Genomic DNA, 17,429 nt, shown 5'->3' with positions numbered 1-17,429 from the left:
TTTGACTCATCCTGTAAGGCATACTGAAACCTATGTTTGTTCTCACCTTCATCGCCCGCTCTGCCGCCGCCGATTTTGCCGCCCTGGAGGCCCGGCTGGAGCAGCTGGCTCCGCTTGTCCCTTTCAGCCGCACCTACCCTGATGAGTTGCAGGGGGCTTTTGAGCGGGCTGAGGAGGCCCTCGCGGCGGCCTTGCTCGGTGCCCGCTATGCCGGGTTCTGGGTGGGTATTGGTGCCGGTTCCCTGACCCTGCCGCGTTTTGCGGCAGCCCTGGGGGCGGTGGCTACCCCTGAGTGTACGGGTCCAGCGCTGAGTCTGTCCCGGTCTGCTGTGGAGCAGGCTCAGACGGGGGCTCCTCCGCGCGGTATCTGTGTGCATGCAGAGGGGCGGGGGGCTCGGGCGGATCAGGTGACTGGCCTCTTGCGTCTGCTCTACCGGGTGGCGTCCGCCCGGACGGAGGCCGAGTGGCGGGTACTCGACCTGCTAGTACCCGGGGTGCGCGGGCAGCAAAAGGCAGTGGCTGCGGCTTTGGGTATTACGTCTCAGGCGGTGAGCAAAGCCCTGGTGCGTGCTTACTGGCATGAGGAGCTGGCTTCTCGCGCCCTCGTCGTTGAGTTGCTAGAAGATTTAGGAGCCCAGGAGCAGTAGGCCACGCCCTGGTTAGTCGGCAGGCTACTTGGGCTTGAGCTGGCAGGCGGTGGAGCGGTTGGTGGAAATACGCAGGTAGATTCGCTCAGCCAGGGGGCGCAGCAGGGGGTTCTTCAGGGCGGACGCCACCACCCGCACGGGCGCATACCGACTAGTGGCCAGGGCTAGGGCGATGGCGAGCGCCCCGTAGGCCACCTGCCCGGTGGCGGTGATGAAGGGGATTTGGTGCATGAAGCGCTCAAAATCGACACCGTGCTCTTCTAGGCGGTCGTAGTGCCCGGCCTGCACCTGGGCCTCTAGGCCCAGGTGGGTGAGGAACCGGGCGGCTTTTTGGCAGATGCCGCAGTCAGGGTCATAGAGTAGGAAGCCCTGGGGGCTATTGGTTGTGGGCATTTAGAGTAGCTCCCGCAGGATCGGCACCGTGCCGTCCTCGTAGACCGAACCGGTGACGTCAGTAGCCAGCTCCGCCACCTCAGATAGGGCCTGGCCCATGGCAACACCGCGGGCGGCCCAGTGGATCATTTCCTTGTCGTTGAGGCCGTCGCCGATGGCGATGGTGTGGCGGGGGTCCACGCGCAGCTTACGGCGGATCTGCTCCAGGGCCGTCGCCTTGGAGACCCCGTGGGCTGCTACGTCCAGCCAGGCGCTCCAGCCCACCGCGTAGTTCACCCCGTGCAGGCCCGAATCGTAGATAGCGCGTTTGAAGTCGTCAGGGGTGTCTGTGGGTGAGCAGACCACCACACGCACAGCCGACTTCATCGCGGCCATCTCGGTGCGGGTGGTCTTCACGGTGTTGACGCCGAAAGACCAATCCTCAAAGTTATCGGTGGCGTACACCGTACCGTCGGGTGCTTCCAGGGCCAGGGAGGCCTGCGGCAGCTTAGCCTTGAGAACCTTGATGGCCTGGGAGGGGTCAAAGCTGACCTTATCAATGATGCGGTAGCCCGCCTCTAGGGAGGGGTCGATGCTGAGGGTAACCGCCCCGTTGGAGCTGACCGCGTAGCCGCGCGTCAGCCCGATCATCTCAACGATGGGCAGGGTGGCACCCAGGGACCGTCCAGTCGAAATGACGACGTGGTGGCCCGCGTCCACAACCTCTTGGGCTGCCTTTTTGACGGCCTCGCTCATGACCCCGTCGTGGGTAACCAGGGTTCCATCGACATCGATAGCCACCAGGTACTTGGCGCCCTCTTCTTTCTGCCAGGCTGAGCGGCGCAGGGGCAAGGTCTTCATATCCTTGATCTCTGAAATCATCGGTGTCTCTTTTCTCTCGTCTAGACCAGACTATACAAAAGCCGGGTTAAGGCAAGGTGAGCGCCGGGTGAAGGGCCGCCCAGCGGGGCGTCCATACTGTGAGATACGGGGTTTCTTTCGAGATGCGGTAAGAATATCCGCAGTTCGAAAGAAACCCCGCAGTTCGCGAATCTACCGGGTCGGGCCAGTACAGAAGTGGGGGTTAAACTTGTAGGTATGTCTCTTGCCAAGCTGTCTAACAGTACCCAGAACTACCTCAAAATTATTTGGGGCATTACCGAGCACGGTACCGAGCCGGCATCTACCTCTGTCATTGCGGCGAGGGCAGGGTTGCGTCCGTCGTCGGTATCGGACGCTGTGAAGCGGCTTGCTGCCGCCGGGCTGGTGGAGCACCAGCGGTACGGGACAATTGAGCTGACAGAGCAGGGACGGGAATATGCGGTGTCGATGGTGCGCCGCCACCGCCTGGTTGAGACTTTTCTGGTGAAGACGCTGGGCTACACCTGGGATCAGGTACATGATGAGGCGGAGGTGTTGGAACACGCCGTCTCAGATTTAATGATTGAACGGATTGACGCCCTGTTGGGGCACCCGACCCGCGATCCACACGGCGACCCGATTCCCTCCCCCACGGGTGAGGTAGAGTCCATTGCCCCGCATACCCTGCTTGATTGTTCGCCGAAGGACAGGGTGCTGGTAGAGCGTATTTCGGACGACGACCCCCAGCTTTTGCGGTTCTTTGCAGGGCATGGCATTGCCCCGGGTACGCGCTTGGAAGTTACCGCTGTTAACAGTGCAGAGGCGGGGCAGGGTTCCGCCGTGGATCTGGTTCTGCCTAATGGTTCTGGGCTCCCCCTCGATGCGGGTGCAGCTGCCGCCGTGTATGTCTCTTACCTGTAGAAGGTAGGGGGGTGCTGGGCGGTCTCGTTGTGGCTTGCCCGTCTTGTGAGAAGGTGCCGACTAGCTCTTCCCTCGTCCCTGGACGACTAGCCCTTGGACGCCTGTGCGGTTGCCTGGCGTCGAGCCAGTAGGCCATGGCGAGGAGCACATAGGTAGGCTACGCCGAAGAAAGTGCCTAAGGCGATTACTACCGCGCCACCGGCGGAGACGTCTAGATGGTAGCTGGCGTAGAGCCCCACCAGGGCACCGGCTAGGGACACACCGGCAGAAATCGCCAGCATGGTGCTGAACCTATCGGTGAGCAGACGCGCTGTAGAGCCGGGAATTACCAGCATGGCGACGACCAGCACCACGCCCACAATCTGCAAGGCGAGTACCGAGGTCAGGGCGAGCGCCACCAGCAGGATCCCTGCCAGCAGACGCGGGCTCAGACCAATGGCGTGGGTGTAGCCGGGGTCAAAGGCGTAGAGCACCAGGTCGCGGCGTTTGATCATGAGTACGGTGACTACCAGTACCGCCAACACCGCGATTTGGGCGACTTCAGCCCAGGACACCCCTAGCACGTTGCCAAAGAGTATGTTGTGCAGGTCCGTCTGGGAGGGCGTCACGGAAATCAGTACCAGCCCCAGCGCGAACATCACCGTAAAAACGATGCCAATGGCGGCGTCCTCCCTGATGCGCCCGCTACCACGCACCGCCCCAATGAGGGCAACTGCAAGCAAACCGGCGATCACCGCCCCCACGGCGAAGGGCGCACCCACCATGTAGGCGAGCACCACCCCGGGCAGGACGGCGTGAGAGATAGCGTCACCCATGAGCGACCAGCCCATGAGCACCAGCCAGCAGGACAGCAGGGCGCAGACGAGGGCGGCAATCACTGTCACCAGGAATCCGCGTTGCATAAAGCCATAGGTCAGCGGTTCTAGGAGTACGTCAAGCACGGTTGCCCTCCTGGGTTGGGGTCAGTGGGTTCATGCCGAAGGCACGCACCAAGTTATCGGGGGCGAGTACAGTGGCGGGGTCCCCTGCCATCAGCACTTGGTTGCGGAGTAGGACGGCGGTGTCTGCTAGGTCTGCTAGGTTGGCTAGGTCGTGGGTTGAGATCAGGATCCCTGCCCCGGCGTCCCGTAGTTCCCGCAGGAGGGTTACCAGCATGGTTTCGCTCCGTTTGTCGACCCCTGCGAAGGGCTCATCGAGTAGTAGGAGTTTAGCTCCTTGTGCCAGTCCGCGTGCCACAAAAGCCCGTTTGCGCTGGCCACCTGAGAGGTTGCCAATTTGCCGGTGGGCCAGGTCGGTGAGTTCTACCCTTTCCAGGGCTTCATCCACAGCGGCGTGGTCTTCGGCCCGGAGCCGTCGGGCGAAGCCTAGCCGCCCGTACCGTCCTTGTGCTACCACGTCACGGACAGATACGGGGAAGGAGAAGTCGATTTCCTCCCGTTGGGGAACATAGCTCACCACGCCAGCTTTCCGCGCTGCTTTCGGGTTCATACCGTCAATCATGACCGACCCGCTGGCGGGAGCAACGCCCATGATCGCCTTAAAAAGTGTGGACTTACCCGACCCGTTCATGCCTACCAAGCCGCACACGCTCCCGGCGTCTACTGCCAGGTGCGCCCCCCGAAGAGCATGCACGTCGCCGTAGGTAACCGTTACATCTCGGATATCTAAAAGGCTCATTCTTGTACTCTAACGCTGCTCAGTTTCTTTTGAAGTTATGGACGCGGCGCCGGAAGGCAGGTTGCGGGCCTCCTGGGTGGGGCCGCGTCCTGCACCGGCAGCCGCAGGTCAGTGGGCGGGAATCTACCAGGTTTTGTTATGTGCCGGGGCTACTTGCTGAGCGCCTCTGCAATGGTTTCTGCGTCATAGCGAATCAGGTCCAGGTAGGTGGGCACGTCTCCGCCTTCTTCAGAGAGCGAATCGACGTAGAGCGCACCTGCGTAGGTTGAGCCTGATTCTTGAGCTACCTGTTCCATGGTCTTAGACGACACTGTGGACTCGCAGAACACTGCGGGCACCTTGTTGTCCTCTACAAAAACAGCCACCTCAGCTACCCGGGAGGCGCTCGGCTCGCCGTCTGAGTTCACCGCCCACAGGTACTTTTCGGTGAGCCCGGCGTCTGCTGCTAGGTAGGAGAAGGCTCCTTCGCAGGTCACCAGGGCCCGTTTGCCTTCGGGTACGGTGGAAAGATCTGCCACTAGCTCGTCGTGGACGGCTTGTAGCTGCTTCTTGTAGGTCTCGGCGTTGGCTCGGAAGGCGTCCGCGTTGTCGGGGTCTAGCTCCGCGAAGGCGTCTGCGATGTTATCGACGTAAGTCTGCGCTGCTAGCGGACTCATCCAGGCATGCGGGTTGGGCTTACCGGCGGATTCTGCTTCAGCGATGTTGATGGTCTGTACGCCCTCGGATACGGTCACGCTCTGGGCGTCGGTGTCCTGTAAGAACTGTTCAAACCATGCTTCCAGGCCTAGTCCGTTAGCGAGGATAAGGTCTGCGTCCGCTCCCTTTTTCACGTCGGACGGGGTGGGGTCGTAGCCGTGTATTTCGGCGCCGGGTTTGGTGAGGGATTCTACGGTGATGTGTTCGCCGCCCACGTTCTGCGCCATATCTGCCAGCACGGTGAAGGTGGCGATGACGGTGGGGGTATCGTTTTGCGCTGTAGTGTCGCTGCCGTCGCCTGGGGTGCAGGCGGTGAGGACGCCCAGGGCGAGTGCCCCGCTGGCAGCGAGCAGGCGGTGGCTGAGGCGGCGGGTGTGGGGGGTGCGGGTTGCCTTGTTCATGGGTGCGTTGTTCCTTCGTTGGAGGTGCGCGTTCTTCTGACTTACGCCGTTGTAGTCGGTGAAGCCCTGTTCATGGTCTGGTGTGTACAACCATCATAAGTTCGCCTAGACGAACTTTTCAAGGGGTGCGGCCTAAGCCTCCCGTGTGTTAACACAAAAATTCCCCACGAAACCCTGCTTGACAAGTACAAACAGAATCTCGTGGGGAACCAAAAATAAGCTACTGAGCGACGGTGGGAATAACCTCAAGGCCGCCCATGTAGGGGCGCAGGGCCTCGGGGATACGGACGGAGCCATCGGCCTGCTGGTGGGTTTCGAGGATTGCAACCAGCCAGCGGGTAGTGGCCAGGGTGCCGTTGAGGGTGGCGACGGTGCGGGTGCCGCCCTTCTTGGTCTTGCCCTCTGCGGTGACGGTGTCGGGCATGCGCTCACGGACGTTGAGGCGGCGGGCCTGGTAGGTGGTGCAGTTGGAGGTTGAGGTCAGTTCGCGGTAGGCCCCCTGGGTGGGCACCCAGGCTTCGCAGTCGAACTTGCGGGCGGCGGAGGAGCCCAGGTCGCCTGCGGCGGTGTCAATCACGCGGTAGGAGAGCTCGCACTTGGCCAGCATTTCTTCTTCCCAGGCCAGCATCTTGGCATGCATCTCTTCTGCCTGCTCAACGGGGCAGTAGACGAACATTTCTGCCTTGTTGAACTGGTGGACGCGAATGATACCGCGGGTGTCCTTACCTGCGGAGCCAGCCTCGCGGCGGTAGCAGGAGGACCAGCCCAGGTACTTCTTCGGGCCCTTCTCGAAGTCGATGATTTCGTCGGCGTGGTAGCCAGCGATAGCGACCTCGGAGGTACCAACCAGGTAGAGGTCGTCGCGCTCCAGGCGGTAGATTTCGTCGTCGTGTTCGACGTTGAAGCCGGTACCGTTCATGGTTTCAGGACGCACCAGGGTGGGGGTGGTGAGCATGGTAAAGCCGTTGGCGGTGGCCTGGTCGAGGGCCATCCACATGAGGGCCTGCTCTAGGCGGGCGACGTGGCCCTTGAGGAAGTAGAAGCGGGCACCTGAAACCTTAGCGCCGCGCACCATGTCGATACCGTCAACCAGCTCGCCGATTTCGAGGTGGTCGCGGGGTTCGAAGCCCTCGGCCTCGAAGTTGCGGGGTTCACCCACATGCTTGACGACGACGTAGTCGTCCTCGCCACCTGCGGGAATACCGTCAATAATCAGGTTGCCGACGCCAGAGACGAGCTCTTCCTGGCGGGCGGCTGCTGCGTCGGCGGCAGCCTTAGCTTCTGATACCTTCTGGGAGAGTTCCTTAACCTCAGCGAGTAGGGCCTGCTTCTCTTCCTTGGCGGCCTTGCCGATCTTCTTGGAGAAGACGTTCTGCTCGGCGCGGAGCTTCTCGAACTCGTTGATGGAGGTGCGGCGGGTGGCGTCGGCTTCGAGGATCTGGTCGATTACGGCTTCGTCGGCGCCGCGGGCCCGCTGGGAGGCACGGAAAAGATCAGGGTTTTCACGCAGGAGGTTAATGTCAATCATGCCTCTAAATTTACCGTATATTGCCCCGGGATTCCCGGCCTCGGGGCTTGAAAGCGGGGCGGGGACGTCCTGGCCGGTACGGGTGAGGGGCACTTCTGCTGCCGTGTCGGGTCGGCCCGGTAGAACCGAGTGTGTCTTACCCTACCTATTCAGTATGCTTGGATTTATGGTTTCTCGCAGGGTTTTGTATTTATCTGTAGCTACGTCTGCCCTTGCAGCGTGCAGCGTGTGGGTGGCAGTGAAGCAGGGGCAGCGGCAGCGTCCTGATCTTTTCCCGGCCTACCGGCCCCTGCACCGCATGCTTGAGGCGGGTGAACCCCAGCAGGTGGCGGTGATTTTTAATCCAACCAAGGACAGGGCTGAGGCTGCTTTGCGCATTATTACCGCCGAACTGGGCCTGGCGCAGTGGCCGCGTCCGCTGGTGTTCGAGACAACCCGCCACGACCCAGGTACAGGCATGGCCGCCCAGGCTGTTGCGGCTGGCGCTGAGATCGTATTAGCGGTGGGCGGCGACGGCACGGTGCGGGCGGTTGCGGACGGGCTGGCAGACACCGGGGTTCCGCTAGGCGTTATCCCCCTAGGCACCGGCAACCTGCTGGCGAGGAATCTTGAGATGAGCGTGGGGGATCTGCAGGCCTGCGTGAATGTGGCCCTGCACGGTCAGACTCAGGCGATTGACACCATCAGCATGGAGCTCCAGGGCACAGCAAACCCGGGGCCGGTGAATTTTGTGGTCATGGGTGGCGCTGGTTTTGATGCTCAAATCATGACTGACACGAGCGAGGACCTGAAGGCGAAGTTTGGGTGGCTGGCCTATGTGGGCGTAAGTGCCCGGTACATGTTCACCCGCCGACGTGCGGCTGTGATGCGGGTTGATGGGGGCCGCCCGGTGCGTCGCAAGATTCGCACGGTTCTGGTAGCTAATACGGGCAAGATTCAGGGCGGGGTGAATTTGGCGTCGCAGACCCAGCTCTCTGATGGGCAGCTTGAGGTGATTGTGTTGACTCCGCGTACCCTGCTGAGCTGGGTTCGCATGTCAGCGCAGTTTATTCTGCGGAAACCGAATGTGCGCCGGCCTGTGGTGGAGCATTTTGTGGGTTCTGAGGTGCAGGTGCATTTCCCGAACTCGCGGCTTCCTGTTGAGGTGGACGGGGACGTCCTCGGTGAGGTGACGGGCCTGCGGGCGCGGGTGCGTCCGGCGTCCTTGCTGGTGAAGGTATACCCGCCTGAGATGCAGATTAGTTCTCTGTCGGATTTGATTGATGCGAAGGATGAGCTGGTGGAGCAGCAGCGCCGCTGGTGGCAGAGGCTCTTGCGGCTCTAGATATTGTGCTTGAGCGCCTCGGGTCGCCCGCCCGGGAAGAGGGTTTCTACCCAGTCGCGGGCAGCGTTGAAGGACTCTTCATCGTGCATGGGGTCTACCGCTGCCAGGCGCTTGTCGGCTCGCGGGTAGGAGCCCAGGTAGAGCACGCCGGGTGAGACCCGGTGGATGCCGCGCAGGGCATCACGCACGCGGGCGTCGTAGAGATGGCCGTCGATGTCGATAGAGAAGAAGTAGGCCCCGAGGAATTCGCCGGTGGGTCGGGACTCAATGCGGGAGAGGTTGATTCCCCGGGTTGAGAACTGTTCGAGCAGGTCGAGCAGGGCGCCGGGGCGGTCCTGGGGCAGCGGGATGACCAGGGTAGTTTTGTCCGCGCCGGTGGGGGCGGGGATTGTCGCGTCGCGGGCAACAAGGACGAAGCGAGTGACGGCATTTTTGTTATCGCCGATGTTGTGGGCCAGCACTTCTAGCTCGGGGTGGGCTTGGGCGACAGCCGGTGAGCAGATAGCGGCTTCGTAGCCGGGGTTATCGTGGAGTAGGCCGAGGGCGGCACCTGCGGTGGATGAGCCGGGCAGGTAGTTGACGCCCGGCTTGTTCTCTGCTACCCAGGATCGCACCTGCGCCCAGGCGTGGGTGTGGGTGGAGATGGTGTTGATGTCGGCCAGGGTGGTGCCGGGGCGGGCGACGAGGACGAAGGTGATGGGTACTAAGACTTCGCGGACGATGCGGAGGGACCCGTCGAGGGCTGCGATGGCGTCGAGGGTTGCGGTCACACCACCTTCGACGGAGTTTTCGATGGGGACCATGGCGGCGTCGGCGGTGCCGTCGCGCAGGGCGTCGAGGGCTGCGGGGACGGATGTTGCGGGGATGCGTTCGGCGTCGGGGGCACCGGGGACGGTGAGGAGGGCTGCTTCGGTGAAGGTTCCGGACGGGCCGAGGTAGGTGTAACGCATGGGTTCTAGTTTAGCGGGTGCGGCAGGACAGCCGCAGGGCGGGGCGGATGGGCGGGCGGGGACAGGCGGCGGCGTGGGTGGGTGGCACCAGTGGAACATGTTCCGGAAACCTTCAAGTGTTCCGTTAATGCCGGCACATTTGAAGTTTTCCAGAACATTTGCGATGCGCGTAAGGACGGCGTTGGGCGGGTGGACGGGGCCGGGGCGCGGTCGACGGCAACGGGCGGAAGGTGCGGGCGGGGGCTGGCTGGCCCCCGGGGGCTGGGGGCGGGCGTCGGCGTCAGGCGGAGGCGAGTGGCACCAGCGGAACATGTTCCGGAAACCTTCAAGTGTTCCGTTAATGCCGGCACATTTGAAGGTTTGAGGAACATTTGCGAGGCATGTAAGGACGGCGTCGGGCGGGTGGACGGGGCCGGGGCGCGGGTGCCGGTGCGGTGCGCTGGGGTGCGGACGACGGCGTCGGGGCGGGGCGTCGAGGAGGGGCGTCGAGGACGGGCGTTGGGGCGGACGGGTGGGCGTCGGCACCAGCGGAACATGTTCCGGAAACCTTCAAATGTTTCGTTAATGCCGACACATTTGAAGGTTTCCGGAACATTTGCGAGGCAGACCTAGGCCGTAGACCGGGCTAAGGCAAAGAGCTCAGCAGGGAGCGGACGCTCAAGCTCCCACTTAATGTGCATAGGCTTAGACCCGTGGTGGGAGCGGTAACTTACCGGGCCTACAAACATATAGGGGGTTGTTCCTATTTCGTCTGTCTTGGTATGCCTTACAAACAGTAGAGGAGTCCTCCCCTGGCGGGCGTGGTGCTGATAGAACTGCCCTAACGGATCGTTCTCGTCTGTAGTTCGCTGAGAGTCCCAGGCGAACTCAGTCTCGGTAACAGCGTAGTCCTGGTGCATTGTCTCTGGGGTGAAGTACTTTTCCGACTTCTGTCGGGTCACCATGAGAGCAACGGTGTTGGTCTGTTTTACTTGGAGAACACCTCGTACAGTTCCACCCGGAACGAGTTGTTTCTCTGACTCATGGTGCCCTAGGGCAGCAAAAATTTCCTCGCGCGTATAGTAGGCGTGGGTTTTTAGCGGAACATCTGCTCCAAGTGTCGGAGTGGCTGCAGGGAAATGCCGGTCTTGTGACACCCTGTACTTCCAAAGCGCTATGAGCTCTTGAACAAGGTGAGGGCGGCGGCGTAACTCTGTAAGGCCTTGATCAAGAGTGAACTTTTCATCTGATGTGCTGAATTTTCCCTTATTCCAGAAAGAAAATAGCAACATCCAGGCATACCGTTTTTCTCGCAGAGTCAGGTCAGATTCAGAAAGGTCCTCTGTCAATAAGCGGCTATATTCTTTAGCTCGTTCTTCATCGTTCACATGGGATAACGCCTTAATTCGGTGGGCTATATGAGCTGTCATGTTCCCCTTAGCGTGTAGCTCTGGCTGGCTGGGTATCACCCCGGCTTTTTCGAGTAGAGCTGTAAATGTAAGGGGCTTACCGTTTATGTATTTCCGCCCATAGATGTGCTCTGGAGTCAGGCCGAGATGATCTAGAAAATCGCCAAAGGCCTCATGAGGGTAGCTCAAGGTTTCCTGATGTTCTAGGTTGGCAAAAAAGACTTTCACATGCCCCACTAGCACCTCAATGTGTGGTCTGAGCGCTGATTCGATGCTGGCTATGACCTGTTCTTGAGTCTTCTTGCCAAGCTGAATACTGCACCCAGGCGGTAGGCTGAGATTCTCTATATCAGAGGGCTTAACAATAGAACGGGCGAGAGCACGAATCTTCAGGTCAAATCTAAATCCCTTGGCCTGATTCCCAACGAAATCAAGAACGACAGCAACCGCCTTATCTGGTGACCTACGCAAACCACGTCCTAGCTGTTGCTGGAAAAGCGTAGGGGACTGAGTAGGCCGGAGCATGAGTAGCGTATCGACTTCTGGGATATCTACACCCTCGTTGAAAAGGTTTACGGTAAATACAGTGGTGAGGTCGTTACGAGAGTCTTTGAGTTGGGCAATGACCTCTCGACGGCGTTCGGCGGTATCGGTGCCCAAGAGATAGGTGGCTGGCAATCCAGCACGGGTAAACTCCTCAGCCATATATTGAGCATGAGCTGTATCAACGCAAAAACCAATAGCTCGCATACCCGCCGGGTGAGCAATCTTCTGCTGAATCTGCTCAAGCACAAGTGCTACACGGCTTTTGTGAGCGAGATAGTAGCGGGAAAGCTCAGAGTCTCGGTACTTACCCCGTTCGAAGGTGAGGCCGGTGAGGTCTGTACCGTCATCAATGCCGTAATAGTGGAAAGGCACGAGGAGGTCTGCTTCAAGAGCATCCCAGAGGCGAAGTTCAGTGGCGATGCGTCCATCAAAATACTCAGCGGCAACGTCCTTACCGTCAGTACGTTCCGGAGTAGCAGTCAGGCCAAGTAGCTCTTTCGGCCTGAAATAGTCAAGAACTTTACGGTAGGTAGGAGCAGAGGCATGGTGGAACTCATCAATAATCACGACATCGAAATGATCAGGTGAGAAGCGCTCCAAGCCACTTCCTGCCAGAGTTTGAACAGTGGCAAAAACCTGTTCATTTTTCTCAGGGGCTACTCCACCGAAGTACTGCTCACCGAAGCTAGGATCCCGCATGACAGTGGCAAATGTGCTCTGTGATTGGCTCAAAATTTCTGCTTGATGAGCGACAAAAAGTAGCCGCAACCGTTTGCCGGCTTCATCGCACAGTCGCTTGTAGTCAAGTGCCGAAAAGATGGTCTTACCTGTGCCTGTAGCAGCCACTGCAAGGTTTCGGTGGTGCCCTTTCTGACGTTCAGTATGAAGCTCGTCAAGCATTTTTGTCTGATGAGGGTAGGGGCGAACATCTACATAGGAGAAATTAATAGCTGTATTTGGGCGAGCTCGGGCCCCCGTCCCTATAGTGGCTTGAGATAAGGAGACATCCAATTTAGCTTGGTCAGTATCAGAGGCAGTGTAGGCCTCAAATTGAGGCGACTCCCAATAACTCTCAAAAGCGGCGGTGAATTGCCCCAATATACCGGGAGTAACGCTGTTAGATACGCGGACGTTCCATTCAAGGCCATCGGTTAGGGCAGCATGAGACAGGTTTGAACTTCCGACGTACCCGGTGGAGAAGCCAGTATTTCGGTGGAAGAGCCAGGCCTTAGCGTGTAGGCGGGTGGAGTTCTTTTCATAACTGATTTTGACCTCAGCCCCGTATTCCTTGACGAGCTTATCGACGGCTTTGCGGTCCGTCGCTCCCATATACGTGGTAGTAATGACTCGGAAAGGAACTCCCCGCTGCTTAAGAATTTCAAGTTGTGGCGCCAGCACATTGACACCGGTCAATTTCAGAAATGAGCACAAAAGATCAACCCGGTCTGCACTTTCAATTTCTTTCTTAATCTCTGCACCAAGCTGGGGTTCTTTGGGGTTGTTAGTAAGCAGAGCGACCCCAGACAGGGGCGTTGAGGGGCGGGAGGTCGCCTTTTTCTGGTCTTTAGGTTTAACCTCAATAAGCTGGACAAGATTTCCCTGACTTTTCTCCCCATCTGGTGACGCAACAGCGTCCTGCCCTAAATCGTCCTGAAGTTTGTCCAGCAACTTATTGACCAGGGCAATACGCTCTTTGGGCTTAACCTCTTCTAGACGGGCCGCTACCTGCTGGGCAAGATAACGGGTGAGCGAGGGGATATGTTCCGCGTCATCGGGCGCAAGCTCAATTTCTTCCCATACAGCACCATCGGGGATAGGAGTGGCCTGAGTCTTACGAGTTTTGAGGGTTTCATATAGCCCAAGGGGCAAGCGCTGAACATTGCTCATAAATTGAAAGCATATGCCCATTTACCTCAAAATCTGCACTACCCTTCGCAGAAATTTAGCAAGAGCGCTTTTCTACTCCCACTCCGTGTAATACACATCGTCACAAGAATCATCGTATTTTTCTTCAAGCCCCATCCCCCAGAGTTGGTGACAAAGAACTTCCGCCCGGTCCTGGCTGGCAATGTAGTAGTAGCTATCAAGAAATATCCAACCGGCGTTCATGCATTGACCGGTCTGGGTATCTATCCTGTAATCTTCAGCAAACCGGTCGCCACAGAGGGTGAGGTCTGTATGCACTTTGCAGGTATTAGATGGCTGAAGTGCATACAGGACCCGAGACATATTAAGCGGATAGAGGGGGCCTGGTTCAGTCCCTTGAAAGCTACCTAATTTTTCACCCATCTCCATAGCCTCTTCTGATATTGGGGGTCTATGTGTATGAGACTATCGATCTTTTCTAGTTCTAACCAACCACTAAATGAGCTGAATGCTTCTCGTAATGCTTTGCGAGGAGCATTTTCTCTTCCCGCCCCACAGGAACCTGCAAAACCTGATCCTGAAGTTTGGCATACTGGCTCTTCAACAAATCCTCATGCAGGGCCACCCGGTTCTTCGGCGTCACAGCCATCAGCCCCTTGTCATACAAACGGTGCACGTCACTCCGCATCAGCAAACCACCGCCGTCCTTGTGCTCCCCCACGTCAGCATACGAATACAAATGCGCCGCGTCCAAAGCCGCCAAATAGCAGGGGCCAGTAAAAGCACACCGAGCACCAAACTTCTGGACGAGCTGGGCACGGAACTGAGTTTGACCCCGCCGAGCCCTCACCGTCCGCTCAACAAAACCACCCTGCACAGCTTGCGACGCAGCCCCCTCCACAACACTGACCTGACTCCGCAAGGAAAACCGCAAAGAATCAAAAAACCGCAACACTTTCACCGGGTTCAACTCAACAATACTGTTCTGCCTATTCCACTTATCAGAAAGCATAGGCATTTCAGACGCAACCAAAGCCCCAGCCAAATCTGACCAGGTATCACCAAACTCAGCGGTATACGACATCCCTTCTTCATGCTGAACAACCGGATTAGCCGAAGACCTCACATCAGGATCAAGCCCATCCCGCTTCAAGCACGGGCCATCACAACGCCAATCCTGCTGTCTCTTGCGGAGAGTCAGCTTACTGCTACCGCACCGGGGACAACACAATTTCTCATGAACATAAGGCCTGATATTCAGACTCTCCACAACAGCCGCCCCCAACAAGACCTGGTTATCACGCAGCAGAACCAGGTCACCGGGCTTCACCCGCTTATGGTTAATCACCCGATTAGTAAACGAATAGTGCGACTCCAGCTCGTCGTCATACACCAAACCAGAAGAGGCCCTCCGATTATCTTCATCTGGTAGGGCACGGAAGAGCCAGACCTTGCGTTTCTCATAGTCAACAGGGATAGTCAGGCTGGGATAAACAATATCTGGCTTAAAGCTAAACGTCGATGTAGTCGCCATACATGCAGCATAGCTAAAAGCTAGGACGTCTGCAGCACATCTCACAGATTTCAACCAAGGCAGTCTTTCAGAAAGTACGCACTTCACCCCGCCTACCGACCTGTAGACGCCCCAGCCCGCCTGCCCGTAACGCCCAGATATAAAACGCCGCTTGCTTGCATGCCCTGCTCCCGCCCGATAAAACTAAAGACTAAAGGCCCAAGCCACAGGCGCACCCCACACGCTGCAGCTACCAGCGGGCCTAACAAACCCCTGAACAAAGACGTCACAGGAAAGGGCACCCAACCCTATGAACACCCCCAAACCCCACACCGCCCTCGTCGCCACCCTAGCGATTGTTCCCCTCCTCATCACTGGCTGCAGCTCCGCACAACCAGCCACAAGCAACATCGCAACAACCAGCCCCACAGCCCCGGCTCAAGCCAGCACCTCACCCAGCCAGGCCCACTCAGACGACGCCGAAGCCCCCGAAGGCGAATACCGGGCAGCAGACGAACACGGCCCAGCCCAAAACGTCCCCAAACCAGTCGCGCCAGAAGACATGAATATCGAAAGCACCGAAGCTATGCTCCTATTCATCACCTACTGGAACGACATGCGAAACTACGCCAACCAAACCGGTGACGTATCAAGCATTCGCAACCTGGTCGATGACTCCTTTGAACAAGAGCAAAAATACTATGACTCCCTGCACACAATTTATGAATCAGGCGGATGGGTCATCGGAGGAAACCGAACCATCCACTACAACAAGGACCTACTCATCTCACACGGCAACAGCGAGTACTCGATAGGGTCGAACTTCGAAGTCGAAAACACTGTACTCTGGGTCAATAATGAAGCAAGAGCATACGACAATTCCGATTCCATCTATAAAGGAATTGATCTGCGCCTGAAATATACTGACGGCTCCTGGAAAGTCCTGGCTGCCAAGGTAGTGAACTAAAAAATCGCAGGACATATTGCGCGTTCGCTCTAGCCGTTGTTCTACCATCAAAAATTCGCCCACATCTTCGACGGACAATAGCCCCAGCAAGAACCAACCCAAAAACTTCACCCTGAAACTATTTTCTTAGGTTTCGCACGGCTTTCCCGAACTCTTCTCAAAGGTTCACCTGCCATAGTTATAGACATGAGGACGGGGAGAGAAAACCCCGCCACCTCAAGAGAGTGAGAATCTCGCAGCGATGAGCAATCATCCTTTCAGAGAATGTGTGTACCTCTGAGCCCCTCCCGCAAGGGATAGGTGCGAAATAATGTGTGTGTAATGAGAAAAGGTCGCAGCCAGCAGGTTGCGACCTTTTCTCCACCCCACAAAATAGTAAGCAATGATACAATTGGGGTGAGCAACAAGGAGGTTACAGCACGTGACAACACCCTTACAGCCCATCGAAAAAGTTGGCTACCAGGCCAACGGAGCGCCCTGGGGGCCGTCCCTTCTCCTCGCAGCCATATACACAGGCATGCTTGCCGTCATACTTGCTGGACACGGCTACTTAGCTGGGCTCTTCCCGCTCATATTCATCCCCATCTGGCACACGCAAGATCAGTCCAAACTCAAATACGACCGCATCGAACCATACACCCGCACCAGCTACACCGCTATCTTCCTCGCAACTCTTGTCATCTGGTTCTTGACCCTAATCTGGCTTATTTTCACCGCGCCAGAAACAGACGCCTGGTCAAGCCTTGCAAGCCTCATCAGCAGCTTCGGCACCCTCACCATGGCAGCCCGGTTCACCATGCCCTGGATTCATAAGAGTAAACCCGTCGTACCCACCAACAACTAACAGGCACCCTAGCCTGACAAGCCCACCCGGCCCTATACTGGTAGAAATCTCAAGGAGGAGATTCCCATGACCGAACAGACCATCCAGTCCCGCCCGGCCGTGCAGCAGGCGTCCGCGCCCTACACCTACGAGGAACGTATCGGCAGCAGCTGGCCACAAGCCCTCACCATCACCGCCCTCATGACGGCTCTCGCAGCCAGCCTCACGTTCGAAGCCAACCTGCTCACCATGGTTCTTGCCTTCTGCTGTGTAGGTTTCGGTATCTACACCAACCGCCGCATGTCCTCAGCGAAACGGACCCTTCCCGCCAGCTACGCTTACGCCTCCCAGACGGTCTTTGTCGTGGCCATCCTCGCCCTGCTCTACCCCGGCCTGGACGACCCCGCCAGCGCCACCTGGCGCCTCCCCCTCCTGGCAGCCACCACCTTCATCTTCCACCGCTTCGTCACCCCCGGCTACCACCCCATTGAAGAGAACCGCTCATGACTGATTCCACCACCCAGAACCTAGTCTTCGGGGCGCCGGTTTGGCCGTCTTTGATCACAGCCTTCGGGTTCAGCTTCATCGCCTGGGCAGACCACATTGACAGTGTCTGGTTCAGAATGACTAGCATCCTCATTATCTATATCGGGATTACCTTCATGCCGCTACCCAAGACCTTCAAGCCAGTGAAACCTGCACTGATTTCCCTCGGAGCGGCACTCCTCATCATTGCCCTGCTAGTCGGCACCACCATTCTGGTGCACGAGGTTCTCCTCCCCGCGCCCTTCACACAGAGCATCGCAGGCACAGTCGCCAACCAGGCCATCACCGGGCTGGTCGCTTTCGCGCTCTTCCGCTGGGCTATGCCTGTACTTCCCAGCTACGAGGGTAAGCACGCATCCAACCGCTAAACCAGTACCGGAAATACACAAAGGACGCCCACGCC

The 17,429-nt window shown here is 58.2% G+C and carries 17 protein-coding genes; 7 read left to right on the top strand and 10 right to left on the bottom strand.

Features of this window, described 5'->3' with window-relative positions; translation table 11 throughout:
* Window positions 1–32: 32 nt before the first annotated feature.
* Window positions 33–647 (top strand): recombinase RecJ, encoded by a 615-nt coding sequence (locus tag L7A15_RS05880; RefSeq protein WP_237208607.1) that lies wholly within the window; start codon window positions 33–35, stop codon window positions 645–647.
* Between the two features lie 24 nt (window positions 648–671).
* Here the strand turns inward: L7A15_RS05880 and L7A15_RS05875 are convergent, their stop codons facing one another.
* Together L7A15_RS05875 and L7A15_RS05870 are read right to left on the bottom strand one after the other, a co-directional pair.
* Window positions 672–1,040 carry a thiol-disulfide oxidoreductase DCC family protein gene (locus tag L7A15_RS05875; protein WP_237208608.1) on the bottom strand — a complete coding sequence of 123 codons (369 nt, stop codon included), beginning with the start codon at window positions 1,038–1,040 and terminating at the stop codon, window positions 672–674.
* A complete protein-coding gene (locus tag L7A15_RS05870) occupies window positions 1,041–1,901 on the bottom strand; it encodes an HAD family hydrolase (RefSeq protein ID WP_237212366.1) in 861 nt (286 codons plus the stop codon).
* A gap of 216 nt (window positions 1,902–2,117) precedes the next feature.
* Between L7A15_RS05870 and L7A15_RS05865 the strand changes: the two genes are divergently transcribed.
* Entirely contained in the window at window positions 2,118–2,801 is a 684-nt protein-coding gene (locus L7A15_RS05865; protein ID WP_237212365.1) for a metal-dependent transcriptional regulator, read from the top strand.
* Between the two features lie 86 nt (window positions 2,802–2,887).
* On the opposite strand, the gene L7A15_RS05860 is transcribed toward L7A15_RS05865, so the two are convergent.
* The 4 genes from L7A15_RS05860 to serS all read right to left on the bottom strand — a co-directional run bounded on the left by L7A15_RS05860 (window position 2,888) and on the right by serS (window position 7,103).
* A complete protein-coding gene (locus L7A15_RS05860) occupies window positions 2,888–3,703 on the bottom strand; it encodes a metal ABC transporter permease (RefSeq protein WP_237187821.1) in 816 nt (271 codons plus the stop codon).
* A gap of 31 nt (window positions 3,704–3,734) precedes the next feature.
* A complete protein-coding gene (locus L7A15_RS05855) occupies window positions 3,735–4,478 on the bottom strand; it encodes a metal ABC transporter ATP-binding protein (RefSeq protein ID WP_237187793.1) in 744 nt (247 codons plus the stop codon).
* 149 nt (window positions 4,479–4,627) lie between these two features.
* Window positions 4,628–5,575, bottom strand: coding sequence for a metal ABC transporter substrate-binding protein (locus L7A15_RS05850; protein WP_237201828.1), 948 nt, complete (start codon window positions 5,573–5,575; stop codon window positions 4,628–4,630).
* A gap of 220 nt (window positions 5,576–5,795) precedes the next feature.
* Window positions 5,796–7,103, bottom strand: a complete 1,308-nt coding sequence (gene serS / locus L7A15_RS05845) for a serine--tRNA ligase (protein WP_237212364.1) — start codon at window positions 7,101–7,103, stop codon at window positions 5,796–5,798.
* 232 nt (window positions 7,104–7,335) lie between these two features.
* Between serS and L7A15_RS05840 the strand changes: the two genes are divergently transcribed.
* Window positions 7,336–8,427: a diacylglycerol/lipid kinase family protein gene (locus tag L7A15_RS05840; protein WP_237212363.1), complete on the top strand. Its 1,092-nt coding sequence runs from the start codon at window positions 7,336–7,338 to the stop codon at window positions 8,425–8,427.
* Here the strand turns inward: L7A15_RS05840 and pheA are convergent.
* The 4 genes from pheA to L7A15_RS05820 form a co-directional block, all read right to left on the bottom strand.
* Complete coding sequence (pheA, locus tag L7A15_RS05835; protein ID WP_237208612.1) at window positions 8,424–9,377, bottom strand: prephenate dehydratase; 954 nt, start codon at window positions 9,375–9,377, stop codon at window positions 8,424–8,426. The two genes, L7A15_RS05840 and pheA, sit on opposite strands and share 4 nt — an antisense overlap.
* A gap of 608 nt (window positions 9,378–9,985) precedes the next feature.
* A complete protein-coding gene (locus tag L7A15_RS05830; RefSeq protein ID WP_237208613.1) occupies window positions 9,986–13,198 on the bottom strand; it encodes a DUF3427 domain-containing protein in 3,213 nt (1,070 codons plus the stop codon).
* Window positions 13,199–13,270: 72 nt separating this feature from the next.
* On the bottom strand, window positions 13,271–13,606 hold the full coding sequence (locus L7A15_RS05825; protein ID WP_237208614.1) for a hypothetical protein: 336 nt from the start codon (window positions 13,604–13,606) through the stop codon (window positions 13,271–13,273).
* A gap of 55 nt (window positions 13,607–13,661) precedes the next feature.
* Entirely contained in the window at window positions 13,662–14,711 is a 1,050-nt protein-coding gene (locus tag L7A15_RS05820; RefSeq protein ID WP_237208615.1) for an HNH endonuclease signature motif containing protein, read from the bottom strand.
* Window positions 14,712–15,000: 289 nt separating this feature from the next.
* Between L7A15_RS05820 and L7A15_RS05815 the strand changes: the two genes are divergently transcribed.
* From L7A15_RS05815 to L7A15_RS05800, 4 genes are all read left to right on the top strand, one after another.
* The gene (locus L7A15_RS05815) at window positions 15,001–15,657 is read left to right on the top strand and encodes a DUF6318 family protein (protein ID WP_237208616.1); all 657 of its coding nucleotides are present in this window, start codon (window positions 15,001–15,003) and stop codon (window positions 15,655–15,657) included.
* A 421-nt stretch (window positions 15,658–16,078) separates the two neighbouring features.
* Window positions 16,079–16,501, top strand: a complete 423-nt coding sequence (locus L7A15_RS05810; RefSeq protein ID WP_237208617.1) for a hypothetical protein — start codon at window positions 16,079–16,081, stop codon at window positions 16,499–16,501.
* 66 nt (window positions 16,502–16,567) lie between these two features.
* Window positions 16,568–16,987, top strand: coding sequence for a hypothetical protein (locus L7A15_RS05805; protein WP_237208618.1), 420 nt, complete (start codon window positions 16,568–16,570; stop codon window positions 16,985–16,987).
* Window positions 16,984–17,394, top strand: a complete 411-nt coding sequence (locus L7A15_RS05800; protein WP_237208619.1) for a hypothetical protein — start codon at window positions 16,984–16,986, stop codon at window positions 17,392–17,394. Before L7A15_RS05805 ends, L7A15_RS05800 begins: the two co-directional genes overlap by 4 nt.
* The last annotated feature ends 35 nt before the right edge of the window (window positions 17,395–17,429 follow it).

It is taken from the genome of Rothia nasimurium (assembly GCF_928391935.1).
Lineage (GTDB): Bacteria > Actinomycetota > Actinomycetes > Actinomycetales > Micrococcaceae > Rothia > Rothia nasimurium_D.
The sequence above is the reverse complement of the archived record's forward strand: the minus strand, read 5'-3'. Positions and strand labels throughout refer to the sequence as shown.